The sequence below is a fragment of the Actinospica sp. genome, assembly GCF_035552695.1.
GTDB lineage: Bacteria > Actinomycetota > Actinomycetes > Streptomycetales > Catenulisporaceae > Actinospica.
This window is the reverse complement of record NZ_DASZKT010000073.1, coordinates 1-14,955: the sequence shown is the minus strand read 5'-3', so window position 1 is coordinate 14,955 and position 14,955 is coordinate 1. Positions and strand designations below refer to the sequence as shown.

General features: G+C 71.7%; 12 protein-coding genes. 4 read left to right on the top strand and 8 right to left on the bottom strand.

Features of this window, described 5'->3' with window-relative positions:
- Window positions 1–54 precede the first annotated feature (54 nt).
- From VG296_RS10115 to VG296_RS10105, 3 genes are all read right to left on the bottom strand, one after another.
- The gene (locus VG296_RS10115; protein ID WP_414641080.1) at window positions 55–576 is read right to left on the bottom strand and encodes a DUF742 domain-containing protein; all 522 of its coding nucleotides are present in this window, start codon (window positions 574–576) and stop codon (window positions 55–57) included.
- Complete coding sequence (locus VG296_RS10110) at window positions 468–890, bottom strand: roadblock/LC7 domain-containing protein (protein WP_349259512.1); 423 nt, start codon at window positions 888–890, stop codon at window positions 468–470. The genes VG296_RS10115 and VG296_RS10110 overlap by 109 nt, the downstream gene beginning before the upstream one ends.
- A gap of 146 nt (window positions 891–1,036) precedes the next feature.
- A complete protein-coding gene (locus VG296_RS10105; protein ID WP_325565370.1) occupies window positions 1,037–5,041 on the bottom strand; it encodes a nitrate- and nitrite sensing domain-containing protein in 4,005 nt (1,334 codons plus the stop codon).
- A 547-nt stretch (window positions 5,042–5,588) separates the two neighbouring features.
- Here VG296_RS10105 and VG296_RS10100 point away from each other — a divergent pair.
- The 4 genes from VG296_RS10100 (at window position 5,589) to VG296_RS10085 (ending at window position 10,565) form a co-directional block, all read left to right on the top strand.
- Window positions 5,589–6,659, top strand: coding sequence for a hypothetical protein (locus VG296_RS10100; RefSeq protein WP_325565369.1), 1,071 nt, complete (start codon window positions 5,589–5,591; stop codon window positions 6,657–6,659).
- A gap of 76 nt (window positions 6,660–6,735) precedes the next feature.
- The gene (thyX, locus tag VG296_RS10095) at window positions 6,736–7,491 is read left to right on the top strand and encodes an FAD-dependent thymidylate synthase (RefSeq protein WP_325565368.1); all 756 of its coding nucleotides are present in this window, start codon (window positions 6,736–6,738) and stop codon (window positions 7,489–7,491) included.
- Between the two features lie 306 nt (window positions 7,492–7,797).
- Window positions 7,798–8,697: a 4-hydroxy-tetrahydrodipicolinate synthase gene (gene dapA / locus VG296_RS10090; protein ID WP_325565367.1), complete on the top strand. Its 900-nt coding sequence runs from the start codon at window positions 7,798–7,800 to the stop codon at window positions 8,695–8,697.
- 182 nt (window positions 8,698–8,879) lie between these two features.
- On the top strand, window positions 8,880–10,565 hold the full coding sequence (locus VG296_RS10085; RefSeq protein ID WP_325565366.1) for a ribonuclease J: 1,686 nt from the start codon (window positions 8,880–8,882) through the stop codon (window positions 10,563–10,565).
- Window positions 10,566–10,588: 23 nt separating this feature from the next.
- Here the strand turns inward: VG296_RS10085 and VG296_RS10080 are convergent, their stop codons facing one another.
- The 5 genes from VG296_RS10080 to VG296_RS10060 form a co-directional block, all read right to left on the bottom strand.
- Complete coding sequence (locus VG296_RS10080) at window positions 10,589–11,491, bottom strand: helix-turn-helix transcriptional regulator (RefSeq protein WP_325565365.1); 903 nt, start codon at window positions 11,489–11,491, stop codon at window positions 10,589–10,591.
- A gap of 83 nt (window positions 11,492–11,574) precedes the next feature.
- On the bottom strand, window positions 11,575–12,066 hold the full coding sequence (locus VG296_RS10075; protein WP_325565364.1) for a hypothetical protein: 492 nt from the start codon (window positions 12,064–12,066) through the stop codon (window positions 11,575–11,577).
- An 80-nt stretch (window positions 12,067–12,146) separates the two neighbouring features.
- Complete coding sequence (dapB, locus tag VG296_RS10070; protein WP_325565363.1) at window positions 12,147–12,893, bottom strand: 4-hydroxy-tetrahydrodipicolinate reductase; 747 nt, start codon at window positions 12,891–12,893, stop codon at window positions 12,147–12,149.
- Entirely contained in the window at window positions 12,890–14,287 is a 1,398-nt protein-coding gene (locus VG296_RS10065) for a M16 family metallopeptidase (RefSeq protein WP_325565362.1), read from the bottom strand. Before VG296_RS10065 ends, dapB begins: the two co-directional genes overlap by 4 nt.
- 37 nt (window positions 14,288–14,324) lie before the next feature.
- Window positions 14,325–14,955: S1 RNA-binding domain-containing protein (locus tag VG296_RS10060; RefSeq protein ID WP_325565361.1), on the bottom strand; the 631-nt coding region annotated here is incomplete at its 5' end.

Sequence of the window (14,955 nt, the reverse complement as noted above, 5' to 3'; positions counted from 1 at the left end):
ACGATCTTGACCGAAGTGGTCGGCCCCGAAGGCGCGGGCGCGGCGTAGCCCGGGCTAGAGGTTGCGAAGTCCAAGGAGCACCCTTTCCAGAAGCGCGAGGTCGGGCTTGCCTTCGGCGGTGCCCGGCTGCTGAACGGCGATCAGACCCGTCTCGGCCATGTCGCCGACCATTACCCGGGCGACGCCCAGGGGCATCCGCATCAGCGCCGCGATCTCCGCCAACGATTTGATCTCGACGCAGAGTTCGCAGATGCGCTGGTGCTCCGGCATGAGCCCGTAGCCGGGATTGCGTCCCTGGGGGGTGGTCGAGACCAGTGCCTCCAGGGCCAGTTGATAGCGCGCCCGCGTCCGGCCGCCTGTCATGGCGTACGGGCGGACAAGCGGTGAGGAGTCTTGTCCTGAACTCAATGAAACCGTCCTTCGCGTCGGGGGCTGCAACAACAGGCGCGCGTTGACCGTGGCGGCGACTACCGGGGCAGCGAGTTCTGCAGCTCCGCGCGCAGCGCGGGAGTCAGCACGTCGCCGGCCCGTTCCACCAGGAGGGCCATCTCGTAGCCGATCAGGCCCATGTCGCAGTCGGAGGAGGCGAGGACGGCCAGCACCGAGCCGTCGCTGATCGCCATCACGAAGAGGAAGCCGCGCACCATCTCGACGACGGTCTGGGTGACCGAACCGCCCTCGAAGATCCGCGCAGCTCCGGTGGTCAGGCTGGACAGACCGGAGGCGACCGCGGCGAGCTGGTCGGCCCGGTCCCGCGGGAAGCCGTTGGAGACCGCGAGCAGCAGGCCGTCAGAGGAGACCACGACGGTGTGCGCCACCCCCGGCACGCGGTCCACGAAGTTGGTGATCAGCCAGTTGAGGTTCTGGGCCGCCTGGCTCAGCTCGCTCACGGTTGTGCCCTTTCCAAATCAGTGCCTGAGAGACGTTTCGGCAAAGCTGCGTCCAGCTCCATGGTGCACCCGGCCGCGGTCGCGGCCCAGGTCTCCGGGAGCTCCGGCGCGTGGGAGACGCCGGGGAAGGACGTGGACACGGTCATCTAGTTCTCATCACCTTCGGGCTTCGACGGCTCGCCGCCCTGGCCGATGGCCGCGTCGCGGCCCTGGCGCAGTCCGCGGTGGAAGCTGGACAGCTTGCCTCGTACCTCCTCGGCCGAACGGGCGGGAATCGGCGGGGGCGTGGCCTTGGCCGCCCCGGTGCCGCCGGCCGAGCCGGGGACCAGGTTGGACTTGGGCACCCGCTTCGGCAGGCCCTTCTGGGTCAGGCCCGCGGCCACCGGCTTCGCGGCGGCCTGCGCGGCGCGCCAGCCCTCGTCGCCCGGGGACGACCAGGCCGCGCCCGCTCCCGCGGGCTGGCTGCTGGTGCTCGGCGCGTCCGGCGCGGGCTGCCGGCCCGGCAGGGGGGACTCCATAGGCGGTTCTCCTGCGGAGGTCGGTGCGGCCGTCGCGGGTGCCGACGGCGTGGGCTGGGGGATGCTCGGCGCTTCCGGGGTGGTGGTCCCGGCGCCGGGGGCGGACGTCTCGACCCGGGGCGGCACGATCGGGGCCGGGGCCGGAGCCGGGGCCACGTCGATGGCCGGGGCCGCGGGCAGCTCGGCCCGCGGCGCGGCGGGCAGGACCGCCGGAGCCGGCGGGGTCGCCGAGGCCGGGGCCTCGGCGCGCGGCTGCACGTTCTGCGCCGCCTGGGCGCGCGCCTCGTCGCGGCGGCGGAACCACTCAGACTCCATCGCCTCGAAGATCGGCAGCCGCTCGTCGGTCGCCGGGGCCGGCGGCAGCGGGTCGGCCGCGAACAGCCGCTCGGCCACCGAGTACTCGCCGGAGCCGGACGGGTCGGCGCCCTGCGCGGGTCCGCCGATCGCCCGGCGGCCGCCGGCGCTGAGCCGGAACTCGCCGGTGTCGTCCGCGCGGCCCTGCGGCAGCGCCGGAGCCTGCGGCGCGGGAGCGACGGCCGGGAACCGCGGCGCGGGCGGGGCGGGCATCGCGGGCGGCTGGGCGGGCTCCCGCACGGCCGGGAACTGGCCGGTGTTGCCCGTGCTGCCCACGTCGCGGATCCGCGGCAGCTGCCCGGTGGCCTCGCCGGAACGGACCTGCGGCGCCGCGGGCGGCGGCTCGACCGAGGACGGATCGCGCAGCGGCAGCGGCATCGAGCCGGACTGGCCAAGCGGGTCGGGCGGGCCGAGCGGCGGCCGATTCGGCCCGGAGGGGCCGAACGGGTCCTGCTGCGGCGGCGCGGGGGGCTGCGGCGGCGGCTGCTGGAACTGCTGCGGCGCCGGGGCGCCGAGGTTCAGCTCGTTGCGCGGGGCGGCCCGGAAAGGGTTGCCGGGGGCCGGAGCGGCCGGACGCGGCACGCCCTGGCCGAACTCGGCGCCCGAGGGGTTGTCGGAACCCGGCAGGCCCGGCAGACCCGGCATTCCGGGGCCCTGCTCGGGCACGAACGGACCGGCGTGGCCGCGCGGCTCGCCGGCGAACGGGTTGCCGCCCTGCGGGAGGCCGGACAGGCCCTCGGAGCCGAAGGGGGCGGCGGGCAGGTCGGGCCGCTGCGGCTCGGGGCCGCCGAACGGCGGTCCGGCCGGGGACTCCTCGCGCGCCGGGGCCGCGAACGGGTTGACCGGCGGGCCGACCGGCGGGGCCGGCATGGTCGCGTCGGGCTCCGCGTCCAGCGGCGCGCGCGCGCTGGGTATGGACTGGCCGAGCGAGCGCTCCGGGGCGGCGGGCGGCCCGTCCTGCGTCGAGCCGACGCCGAGTCCGCTCAACGCGCCGAGGCCCGAGGCCTGCGGATGCGGCTGCGGACCGGTGGCGTCCTGCTGCTCGGCGAAGGCCGGGAAGCCCTCGGAGCCGATCGCGCCGCGCCGCGGCAGCACGCCGCCGAGGTTGCGCACCCCGGTCGCGGACAGCTCGGTGATCGGCGCCTGCTCGTTCTCCACGCCCGCCAGCAGCGAGCTGGGCACCAGCACCAGCGCGGTGATCCCGCCGCCGGCCGAGCGGCGCAGCCGCACCTGGATGCCGTGCCGGGTGGCCAGCCGACCGACCACGTACAGGCCCATGCGGCGCGAGATGGCCACGTCGATGACCGGCGGGTTGGCCAGCCGCTCGTTCGCGTCGTCGAGTTCCTCCGGCGTCATGCCGATGCCGGAGTCCTCGATCTCCAGCATCACGCCGCCGGTGTTGAGCGTGTTCGCGGTGACCGTGACCCGGGTCTCCGGCGCGGAGAACGAGGTCGCGTTCTCCAGCAGCTCGGCGACCAGGTGGACGAGGTCGTTGACGACGCGGCCGACCACGTTGGTGTCCGGCAGGCCCTGCAGCTGCACCCGCTCGTACTGCTCCACCTCGGAGGCGCCGGCGCGCAGCACGTCGAGCAGGCGGACCGCCTGGCTCCACTTGCGGCCCGGCTCCTCGCCGGCGAGGACCAGCAGGTTCTCACCGTTGCGGCGCATACGGGTCGCGAGGTGGTCCAGCTTGAAGAGGTTGGCCAGCTGGTCCGGGTCCTGCTCGGAGTTCTCCAGCTCGTCGATCAGCCGCAGCTGGCGCTGCACCAGCGACTGGGACCGGCGGGAGAGGTTGACGAACATCGAGTTGACGTTCGCCCGGAGCATCGCCTGCTCGGAGGCCAGTCGCACGGCCTGCTGGTGGACCTCGTCGAAGGACCGCGCCACCTCGCCGATCTCGTCGGAGGAGGTGATCGGGATCGGTTCGACCCGGCTGTTCGCGTCCGCCGTGGCGGCGTCCGCGTCGCGCAGCCGGCGGACCATCTCGGGCAGTCGGGTCGAGGCGATGTCCAGGGCCGCGGCACGCAGCAGGCTCAGCGGGCCGGTCAGCGAGCGGGCCACCAGGACGGTGCCGACGAAGGAGAGCAGCAGCGCGACGATGATCACGCCGATGTTCAGGTAGAGGTCGTTGTCGGCGCTGTCCAGCAGGGACTGCGCGTCGTTCTGCATCTGGGCGATCGTGACCGCCTGCACGGCGCGCAGGTTGCCCAGCGTGGAGGCCAGGTCGTCGTCGGCCACCGCCGTGGTCAGGTTGAGCTGGTTGGCCGCCACCGCGGCGCTGGTGTTCGAGGACTGCAGCACGCTCAGCGCGGCGGTGTTGCCGGCCGCGGCGCCGGCCACCTCGGGCCCGGAGACGGTCGCGTTGAAGGACTGCACCAGCGCGGGCGTCGCCACCGCCTTGAAGCTCGCCTCGGAGGACTGGTACGCGGCGAGGGCGTCCTGCAGCGTGGTGGCCTGCGCCTGCTGCACGATGGCCGGGCTGAGCGGTCCGTCGGAGTGGATGACCTGGCCGGTGATCACCGCGGCCTGCGCCTCGGCCTCGACCATTTGGCTGATCGCGGTCAGCGCCTCCTGGTCCTGCGTCAGCGAGACGTCGGAGGCGCCGGAGGCGGCGTTGGCCACGACCGCGAGCACGTCGTCCACCACGCCGCTGTAGGCGTTGTACGTGGTCGTGTACGGGGCCGGGGAGCTGGTGACGACCTTCTCGAGGTTCGGCAGGTCGTTGGTGCGGCCGATCGCCTCGACCGTGGCGTCGCGCAGCCCGCTGGCGTAGGAGCTGCCGGTGGCGACGGCCTGCGCGGAGGCGGTCAGGTTGGCCAGCGTGGTCTGCGTGTTGCTCTCGGCGTACTTGTAGTCGCTCCAGTCGGGGTTGCTCGAGGTGCACGGCCCGCCGTTCGCGGCGGCCAGGCAGAGCGCCGCGGCCTGCCGCTCGTCCTGCAGGGCGAGCACCAGCGTCTCGACCGTGGCGACCGTGTTCGCCTGGAACTTGACGTTCGCGTAGTGCGTGCGGTCCTGGTACAGGGTGCTGACGCGGGTGGCGGCCACCCCGATCGCGATGATCAGCGGGAAGCACACCAGCAGGAAGAGCCGGTTGCGCACGCGCCAGCTGCGTATCGAGAAGCGCCCGGCGCGCTCGGGGCCGGGGGCGGCTCCGGGGGCGGGCGGCTGACCGGGCGTGCGTACGCCGCGTCGCCGCTCGGACGCGGCCGTGTTGACACCGGAGCTCCGAGCGCCGCTCTGGGCGGACTCGCGGCGCGGGGTCACGGGTCGTGTCTGCACTTGCCCTCACCAGATTCTTGGCCGTGTCCGGCGACGCCCCTGCGGCCCGTGCTCGGCTCGCGCGAAGGCGTCGTGGTGCGGCGGGTAGCTCGACCGTTCGAGCGCAGCGCTCGTCGGTCCGTTCAGGAAACGAATTCCAGCACAGACCCGGCACTTGAGCCAAGACGGGGGTGACACAATTCAGAATCAGTCCGGGAACAGAACGTACAAATGCGGACATACGGGACGACTTTGCTGAGTTTTCACCGACACGCCTAGCGAATTGCCGACGCTCGGTGGAAGACTTCGGCTACCCCGGACCGCAGGCGCGGACCAGGAACGATCGCGCAATCACGGAACGTCGCCGAATCACGACTTTACGTGAGTAGCCCCTGATTAGGTTTCACCTCGGGGCCATTTCCCTCGGCTGAATCTTCTGTACCGCCCGCGCGCCGTTTCGAAACCGTTCCGGCGTCGTATCCGAGGTGCGTATTCATGGTCACCCGGAAGTGGATTAGCATTGCGCCGCCAGACCGACCGATCCGCGTCAGAACCCGAGAGGCCCCGCATGTCCCAGACCCGAGCGCCGCGGTCCGACCGACCCGTGCGGCACCCGCGTTCCTGGCGCCGGAGGCTCGGCGCGTACGGCGGCGCGCTCGCCCTGGTGGGCGGACTCACCAGCGCGTGCAGCTCCGGCGGCGGCTCGCTGGAGAAGCCGAACCTCAACGTGGGCGTCGTCAGCGGGATCGGCGCCGCCACCTTCGAGCTCGGCGTGAGCCAGAAGGTCTTCGACCAGAGCGGGCTGAGCCTGAACGTCACGGACTACTCGACGGACGCCGCGGCCGAGGCCGCGCTGCAGAAGGGCCAGATCGACATCGCCTTCGGCGACTACTCCGAGTTCCTCAACGTCGGGGCCTCGCCCGTGGCCACCAGCGTGCAGGTGGTCGGCGAGGGCTACGACGCGGGCGAGAACACCATCGGCCTGGTCGCCTCGTCGGGCTCCTCGCTCAAGAACGCCTCGCTCAGCGGCACCGGCGGCGTGGCCGCGCAGATGTCGAGCGGCTCGGTCAGCGTCGACGTTCCCGACCTGGCCAGCCCCGAGTACCTGGCGCTGTCCAACTGGGCGATCTCCGAGCAGAACCCGCTGAGCCTGACCGCCCAGAAGGTCAACTCGGCCGGCAACAACGCGGACGGCCCGACCACCGCCACGACGATGATCAACGCCGTGGTCTCCGGCTCGGTGGCCACCGCCGTGCTGCAGGAGCCGTACCTGACCGAGGCGATCGAGACCGGCAAGGTCACCGAGCTCGCGAACCTGGACTCGGGCAACGCGGAGAACATGCCGGTCTCCGGCTACTTCGCACTGCGCGACACGGCGCAGAAGAACCCGAACACGATCGCCGCGTTCGAGTCCGCCCTGGCCGAGGCGCAGGCGCTCGGCAACAGCCGGGTCGCCGTCGAGCAGGCGCTGACCGCCGCCAAGGTCCCCGCCCAGGTCGCCTCGACCACCGAGATCGGCAACTACCCGACCAACATCGTCGCGGCGAACCTGACCAACGTGCTGTCCCTGATGGGCTCGGCCAACCTGCAGACCTCGAGTCTCGACGCGGCGGCACTGACGGGCGGCACCGACAGCTGACCTCACGTCAGCTGTCGGTGCCGGCGATTAGGCTCCTACCTAGCAATTGATGACTAGGTAGGAGCAGCCGATGCTGATGACGACCGACGAAGCGGCGCCGTCCGACACTCCGAGCGCGGCGGAGATCCGGTTCCGCTCCGACGTGACCGTGGAGCTGGTCAAGTCCAGCGCGAGCGACGCCGACGTGCTGTTCGCCGCCCGGGTCTCGACCGCCGGCGAGAAGTCGCTGGAGCAGGTCGGCGCGGACGCCGAGGGCTCCGCCGGTCTGATCAACTATCTGATGCGGGACCGGCACGGCTCGCCCTTCGAGCACAACCAGTTCACCTTCTACGTCTCCGCGCCGATCTTCGTCTTCCGCGAGTTCATGCGGCACCGCACCTTCAGCTACAACGAGGAGTCCGGCCGCTACCGCAAGCTCGAGCCCGTGTTCTACGTCCCCGGCGCCGAGCGCAAGCTGGTGCAGGAGGGCAAGCCCGGCCGCTACGTCTTCGTGGACGGCACGCCGGAGCAGCACGCGCTGGTCGACACGACGACGCGCCGGGTGTGCACCGAGGCGTACCGCGGCTACCTGGAAATGCTCGAGGCGGGCGTCGCGCGCGAGGTGGCCCGCGGCGTGCTGCCGGTGTCGATCTACTCCTCGATGTACGCCACGTGCAACGCCAGGGCGCTGATGAACTTCCTCTCGCTGCGCACCAAGCGCGAGGACTCGACCTTCCCGTCCTTCCCGCAGCGCGAGATCGAGATGGTGGCCGAGCGGATGGAAGAGCACTTCGCCGCCACCATGCCGCTCACCCACGCCGCCTGGAACCGCAACGGCCGCGTCGCCCCGTGAGTCGATTGTCCGACCTTCGCTCTATCGAATGAAACGTACGGCCCGGACGTAACCGGACAGGTCGGTCAATCGGTATTGCGGGCAGGACCCCGCCGCGTCGTGACCCCCCGAACTCGGCGCGGCGGGCGTCTTCCCATCGCCGAGGACCCCGCCGCGTCGTGACACTGATCCGCGCCGGAACTCGGCGCGGCGGGCGTCTTCCCATCGCTTTCGCAGCGCTTTCCCACGGCTTTCGCACCGCCGGGCACCCCGCCGCCACGGGGCCGAAGGTGTCGCGGCGAGGCGGGCGTCCGGTAGCTTTATCCCATGGCCTCCACTTCTTCCAGCTCCGTGCCGTTCGGCCGCGTCCTGACCGCGATGGTCACTCCCTTCGCCGCGGACGGCGGGCTCGACCTCGACGGCGCGCAGCGGTTGGCCACCGAGCTGGTGGATGCCGGGAACTCCGGCCTGGTCGTCAACGGCACCACCGGGGAGGCGCCGACCACCACCGACGCCGAGAAGGCCGCGCTGGTCCGCGCCGTGCTCGAGGCGGTCGGCGACCGGGCGAGGATCATCGCCGGGGTCGGCGGCTACGACACGGCGCACACCGTGGCCCAGGCGGCGGCCATGCGGGAGATCGGCGCGCACGCGCTGCTGGCCGTGACGCCGTACTACAACAAGCCGCCGCAGGAGGGCGTCGCCCGCCACTTCACGGCCGTGGCCGACGCCACCGAGCTGCCGGTCGTGCTCTACGACATCCCCGGCCGCACCGGCACGCCGATCGAGACCGAGACCTTGCTGCGCCTCGCCGAGCACCCGCGGATCGTCGCGGTGAAGGACGCCAAGGGCGACCTCGGTGCCTCCAGCCGGGTGATGGCCGAGACCGACCTGGCCTACTACAGCGGCGAGGACGTGCTGAACCTGCCGCTCGCCGCGATCGGCTCCGTCGGCTGCATGTCCGTGGTCTCCCACCTGGTCAGCGCCGAGCTGGTGTCGTTGTACGATGCCTACTTCGGCGGCGACGTCGCCAAGGCGCGGGACATCCACCGAATGCTGCTTCCGGTGTACACGGGTGTGTTCCGCACCCAGGGGGTAATCACCATCAAGGCGGCCCTGCGCGCCCTCGGCCGGCCGGCCGGTCCGGTGCGACTGCCGCAGGTCGACCTGGACGAGGCGGGAACGGCCACGCTGCGCACGGACCTCGCCGCCGCCGGCATCGCCATCTGACCCGGGACCCTCCCCCAGCACGCACACGCTTACGGCCCTCGCGCCGGACAACCGCAGAACAACCGAACGAACAACTGAATGAGCAGCACGGCGACACACCGCCACCGGCGGCCGTCGCCGCGTCCCCGCACAGAAATAGATTTCGGACAGACCGCAATGAATGCACCACGAGGAGCCGCCAGATGAGCCATCCGCACCCCGAGCTGGGGACCCCGCCGCCGCTGGCCGAGGGCGCGCTCCGCGTCACTCCGCTCGGCGGTCTCGGCGAGATCGGCCGGAACATGACCGTCTTCGAGTACGCCGGCAAGCTGCTGATCGTGGACTGCGGGGTGCTCTTCCCCGAGCCCGAGCAGCCCGGCGTGGACCTGATCCTGCCGGACTTCACCTCGATCAGGGACCGCTACGACGACGTCGTCGCCGTGGTGCTCACGCACGGCCACGAGGACCACATCGGCGCCGTGCCGTACCTGCTCAAGGAGCGCCCGGACATCCCGCTGATCGGCTCGCAGCTCACCCTGGCGCTGATCGAGGCCAAGCTCGCCGAGCACCGGATCCGGCCGTACACGCTGGAGGTGAAGGAGGGTCAGACCGAGCGGATCGGCCCGTTCGACTGCTCCTTCCTCGCCGTGAACCACTCGATCCCGGACGCGCTGGCCGTGGTGATCCAGACCGGCGCCGGCACCGTGCTGCACACGGGCGACTTCAAGATGGACCAGCTGCCGCTGGACGGCCGGCTGACCGACCTCGCCGGCGTCTCCCGGCTGGGCGAGACCGGGCTCGATCTGGTGCTGGTGGACTCCACAAACGCCGAGGTGCCCGGCTTCGTGGCGAGCGAGCGGGAGATCATGCCCGCGCTCGAGCGCGCCTTCGCCACCGCGCAGCGCCGGCTGATCGTCGCCTCGTTCGCCAGCCACGTGCACCGCATCCAGCAGGTGCTGGACTGCGCGGTGAAGTACAAGCGGAAGGTGGCCTTCGTCGGCCGCTCGATGGTGCGCAACATGGGCATCGCGCGCGACCTGGGGTACCTCAAGGTGCCGGACGGCCTGGTGATCGACGCCAAGCTGATCGAGGACCTGCCGCCGGAGCAGGTCGTGCTCGTGTGCACCGGGTCGCAGGGCGAGCCGATGGCCGCGCTGTCCCGGATGGCCAGCCGCGACCACCAGATCAGGATCGTCGAGAACGACACCGTGGTGATGGCCTCCTCGCTGATCCCGGGCAACGAGTCCTCGGTCTACCGGGTGATCAACGGCCTGGTCCGCTGGGGCGCCAACGTGGTGCACAAGGGCAACGCCAAGGTGCACGTCTCCGGGCACGCGTCGGCCGGCGAGCTGTTGTACTTCTACAACCTGGCCAAGCCGAAGAACGTCATGCCGGTGCACGGCGAATGGCGGCACCTGCGCGCGAACGCGGACCTCGCGGTCCTCACCGGCGTCCCGCGCGAGCGCACGGTGCTGGCCGAGGACGGCGTCGCCGTGGACCTTGCCGACGGCGTGGCCAGGATCGCGGGCAAGGTCCCGTGCGGCTACGTGTACGTCGACGGCGCCTCCGTCGGCGACATCACCGAGGCCTCGCTCAAGGACCGCCGGATCCTCGGCGACGAGGGCTTCATCTCGGTCTTCGCCGTCGTGGACTCGGACACCGGCAAGGTCACCGGGGCCCTCCAGGTCCAGTCCCGCGGTGCCGGCATCGACGACGAGCAGCTCGCCGCCGTCATCCCCAAGATCGAGGAAGCGCTCGCGGACGCGGCGGCCGAGGGCGTCGGCGACGCCTACCAGCTGCAGCAGATCATCCGCCGCGTCGTCGGCAAGTGGGTCAACGACGCGTTCCGCCGCCGCCCGATGATCCTCCCGGTGATCATCGAGGTCTGATCGAGGTCCGATCGAGGTCTGAACTAACCGCCTGGCGCGCCACTGGCGCGCCAGGTCTGTTCGGGCCGTGCTGACTCCTGTGACTCCTGCGCCTCCTGCGCCTCCCGCGCCTCGGTGGCCGCGAGCGAGCCGAGCAGTTCCAGTGCGCGGGCGCTCTCCGAGCCGAGCTCGGCGTGATAGATCGCCAGGATCTGGCCGCCGGAGTCGCTCAGCGGCAGCTTCTCCCGCCGCAGCTCGAGCACGCCGACCTGCGGGTGGCGCAGCCGCATCGAGCCTCCGGCCAGCGCTGCGACGTCATGCCGGGCCCATAACCGCCGGAACGGCTCGCTGGCCAGCGAGAGCTCGCCGACCAGCTGCACGATGCGCGGGTCGTCGACGTCGGTGCCCACGGACGCGCGGAACCCGGCGACCATGCCTCCCGCCGCCTGCTCCCAGTCCGGGTGCAGGTCCTGCTCGTCCGGGTCGAGGAAGATCGCGCGCAGCCGGTTGACACCCGGCAGGATGTTCGGTGAGACGGCGGTGGCCAGCCGATTCGCGGCGAGCACGTCGAACATCCGGCTCTCCACGAACGCGGGCAGGTTGATCACGTCGATCAGCTGCCGGATCCCGGCCGGCACCACCTCGCGGCGCGGCCGCCGGGCCGCGGCCGGTCGGGCGGCGACCAGGCTCAGCAGATGCTCCGTGGCGATCGCATCCAGCCGGAACACCCGGGCCAGCGCCTCGAGCACCTGCGGGGACGGGTTGCGGTCGCGGCCCTGTTCCAGCCGGAGGTAGTAGTCGGCGCTGATCCCGGCCAGCGTGGCGACCTCCTCACGGCGCAGCCCCGGAGTACGGCGCACCCCGACCACCCGCAGCCCCGCCTCCGCCGGATCGATCAGCTCGCGCCGTGCCCGCAGGTACTCGCCCAGTGCATTCGGCCTGCTCATATCCCGATCTTACGAGCCCGTACGCCGTTCGCGCCTGGCCCCGCCACTCCCAGGATGAGCGCGGGCGAGCCGCACGGACGCCGCTAGGAGCCGGAAGGAGACACCTTCGGGGCTGCGAGCCTCACCGCGTGCCGCATGGCGAGGCGGGCGCGGGAGGAGTCCTTGGCGGCGTAGTAGGCGGCGGCGAGGCGGTACCAGCAGCGCCAGTCGTCGGGGGTGGCCTCGGTCTCGGCCTTGCGCCTGGCGAAGAGCTCGTCGGCGGCGTTGCGGTCGACGCGGCCGCCGGGGGAACGCGGGAGCGAGTCGATCTCGTCGTAGCGGAGGCCGCCGCCGGGGGTCTCGTCGTCGTCCAGGGCGACGGCGAGCCGCTCGGTGGCGAGGCCGAACTGGATCTCGCGCCAGAGGAACCAGGCGCCGACGACGCCGAAGGCGAGGACCGCGACGCCGAGGGCGCCCGCGGTGACCGAGCCGTCCCGGAAGGCGGTCTGCAGGGCCAGGACTCCGCGCCAGACGCAGCCGGCGAGGTAGAAGACGAGCACGGCGCCGAGCAGGAAGGCGGTGGTGCGGGCACGCATGATGATCAGATCCAGACTTCGGCTACAGCTTCCACTACACGCTACACGCAGCGCGGTCGGCGTCGGCTCCGGGCTCGGGGCTACAGGCTCAAATAGTGCTCGAGGCCGACGGCCAGGCCCGGGTGCTTCGCGATCTCGCGCACGCCGAGCAGCACGCCCGGCATGAAGGACGCGCGGTCGAGCGAGTCGTGCCGGATCGTCAGGGTCTCCCCCACGCCGCCGAGCAGCACCTCCTGGTGCGCGACCAGGCCGCGCAGGCGCACGGAGTGGATGGTGACGTCCTCGACCTTGCCGCCGCGGTGGTGATCGGCGTCCTCGGCGGTCGCGTCCGGGGACGGGCCGACGCCGGCCGCCGCGCGGGCCTCGGCGATCAGCTGCGCGGTACGCAGGGCCGTGCCGCTGGGGGCGTCCAGCTTGTTGGGGTGGTGCAGCTCGACGATCTCCACGGACTCGAAGTACGCGGAGGCCTGGGCGGCGAACTTCATCATCAGGACGGCGCCGAGCGAGAAGTTGGGGGCGATCAGGACGCCGACGTCGGGGCTCGCGGAGAGTGCCTCCCGTACGCGGACGACCTTCTCGGGGCCGAAGCCGCTGGTGCCGACGACGGCGTGGATGCCGTTGGCGACGCAGAACTCGATGTTGCCGAGCGCGGAGTCCGGAGTGGTGAAGACCACCGCGACCTGGGCGCCGGCCTCGACCGCGAGCTTGGGGTCGTCCCCCACGTCGATCCGGGCCACGACCCGCATGTCCTCGGCGGCATCCACCGCGTCGCACACCTGACGGCCCATCCGGCCGGCGGCCCCGAACACGGCGACCTGCACACTCACGCGAAATCCTCGACATTCTTGTACGGACCGACGACCGCCGCCGCCGGGGCGGTGGCGAGCAGTTCGGTCGCCACCCTCTTGACCTCGTCCAGGGTGACCGCGCCGATCCGGTCGAGCACGGCGTCGACCGACAGGTGCTGCCCGTACACGAGCTCGCTCTTGCCGATGCGGCTCATCCGCGAACCGGTGTCCTCAAGGCCCAGCACCGTGCCGCCGCGCAGCTGGCCGATGCCGAGCGCGAGCTCCTGCTCGCTGATGCCCTCGGCGGCCGCGCGCTCGATCTCGGCGCGGCACAGGCTCAGCACCTCGCGCAGCTTCTTCGGCTGGCAGCCCGCGTAGACGCCGAACGCGCCCGAGTCGGTGAACTGCGTCGCGAAGCTGTAGACGGAGTACGCCAGGCCGCGCTTCTCCCGCACCTCCTGGAACAGCCGCGAGGACATCCCCCCGCCGAGCACCGCGGCGAGCACGCCGAGGGCCCAGCGCCGGTCGTCCAGCCGCCGCACGCCCGGGGTACCGAGGACCAGGTGCGCCTGTTCGGTCTTCTTGCCGAGCAGGCGAACCGAGGGTTCCATCATCAGCGGGGTGGGGCCGGCCGCGTCCTGCTCGGCGCGCGAGTTGCGCGGCGCCGTATCAGGGCTCAGTGCGATGTGCGAGTCCCCGGCGGCCCGCTCGAAGCCGCGGCGGACGAGCTCGACCACGTGCTCGTGCCGCAGGTTGCCCGCCGCCGCGACCACCAGGTTGGGGCCGACGTAGTGCCGCCGGTAGTGCTCCTCGACCTGATCCCGCGTCAGCGCGCGCACCGACTCCACCGAGCCCGCGATGGGCCGGCCGAGCGGCGTGTCGCCCCACATCGCGAGCGAGAACTCCTCGTGCACCAGATCGCCCGGGTCGTCCTCGGTCATCGCGATCTCTTCGAGGATGACCTCGCGCTCCGACTCCACGTCCTCGGCGCGCAGCAGGGCCGAGGAGACCACGTCCGTGAGCACGTCCGCGGCCAGCGGCAGGTCGGCGTCGAGCACCCGTGCGTAGTAGCACGTGTACTCCTTCGTCGTGAAGGCATTGATATCTCCGCCGACCGCCTCGACCGAAGCCGAGATGTCCAGCGCGCTACGCCGCGGCGTGCCCTTGAACAGCAGGTGCTCGAGGTAGTGGCTGGCGCCGGCCAGCTCCACGGACTCGTCGCGGGAGCCGACGCCCACCCAGATGCCGAGCGAGACCGAGCGCACCAGCGGCATCGCCTCGGTCACCACCCGGATCCCGCCGGGAAGCAGGGTCCGACGTACCACGCCGGACCCGTCCACGCCCGCGAGGAGCAACTCCGTGCCCACCACGCCCTGCTCCAACTCACCTGGTTCGGCGTAGGCGGACGCGGCGGTCTTGCCGGAGTCGCTCACTGCGGGCCCTTCCCTCGACTACGGACGCTGCTACGGCCTACGCCTGCGGCGCCGCGTCCGACGACGGCTCCGCCGCGGCCTCCTCGGCGACCACGGGGGTCAGCGAGAGCTTGCCGCGCTGGTCGATCTCGGAGATCTCGACCTGGATCTTGTCGCCGACCTTGACCACGTCGTCGACGTTCTCCACCCGCTTGCCGCCGGCGATCTTGCGCAGCTGCGAGATGTGCAGCAGGCCGTCCTTGCCCGGCATCAGCGAGACGAAGGCGCCGAAGGCGGTGGTCTTCACGACCGTGCCCAGGAAGCGCTCGCCGACCTCGGGCATCGTCGGGTTGGCGATCTGGTTGATCGTCGCCCGCGCCTGCTCGGCCGCGGCACCCGTCGTGGCACCGATGTAGATGGTGCCGTCGTCCTCGATGGTGATGTCCGCGCCGGTGGTCGCGCCGATGTAGATCGTGCCGTCGTCCTCGATGGTGATGTCGGCGCCGGTGTCCTCCTGGATCTGGTTGATCATCTTGCCCTTCGGGCCGATGACCTCGCCGATCTTGTCCACCGGGATCTTGATGGTGATGATCCGCGGCGCGAGCTCGGACATCTCGTCCGGCACGTCGATCGCCTCGAGCATCACGTCGAGCACGTGGAAGCGCGCGTCGCGGGCCTGCTTGAGCGCC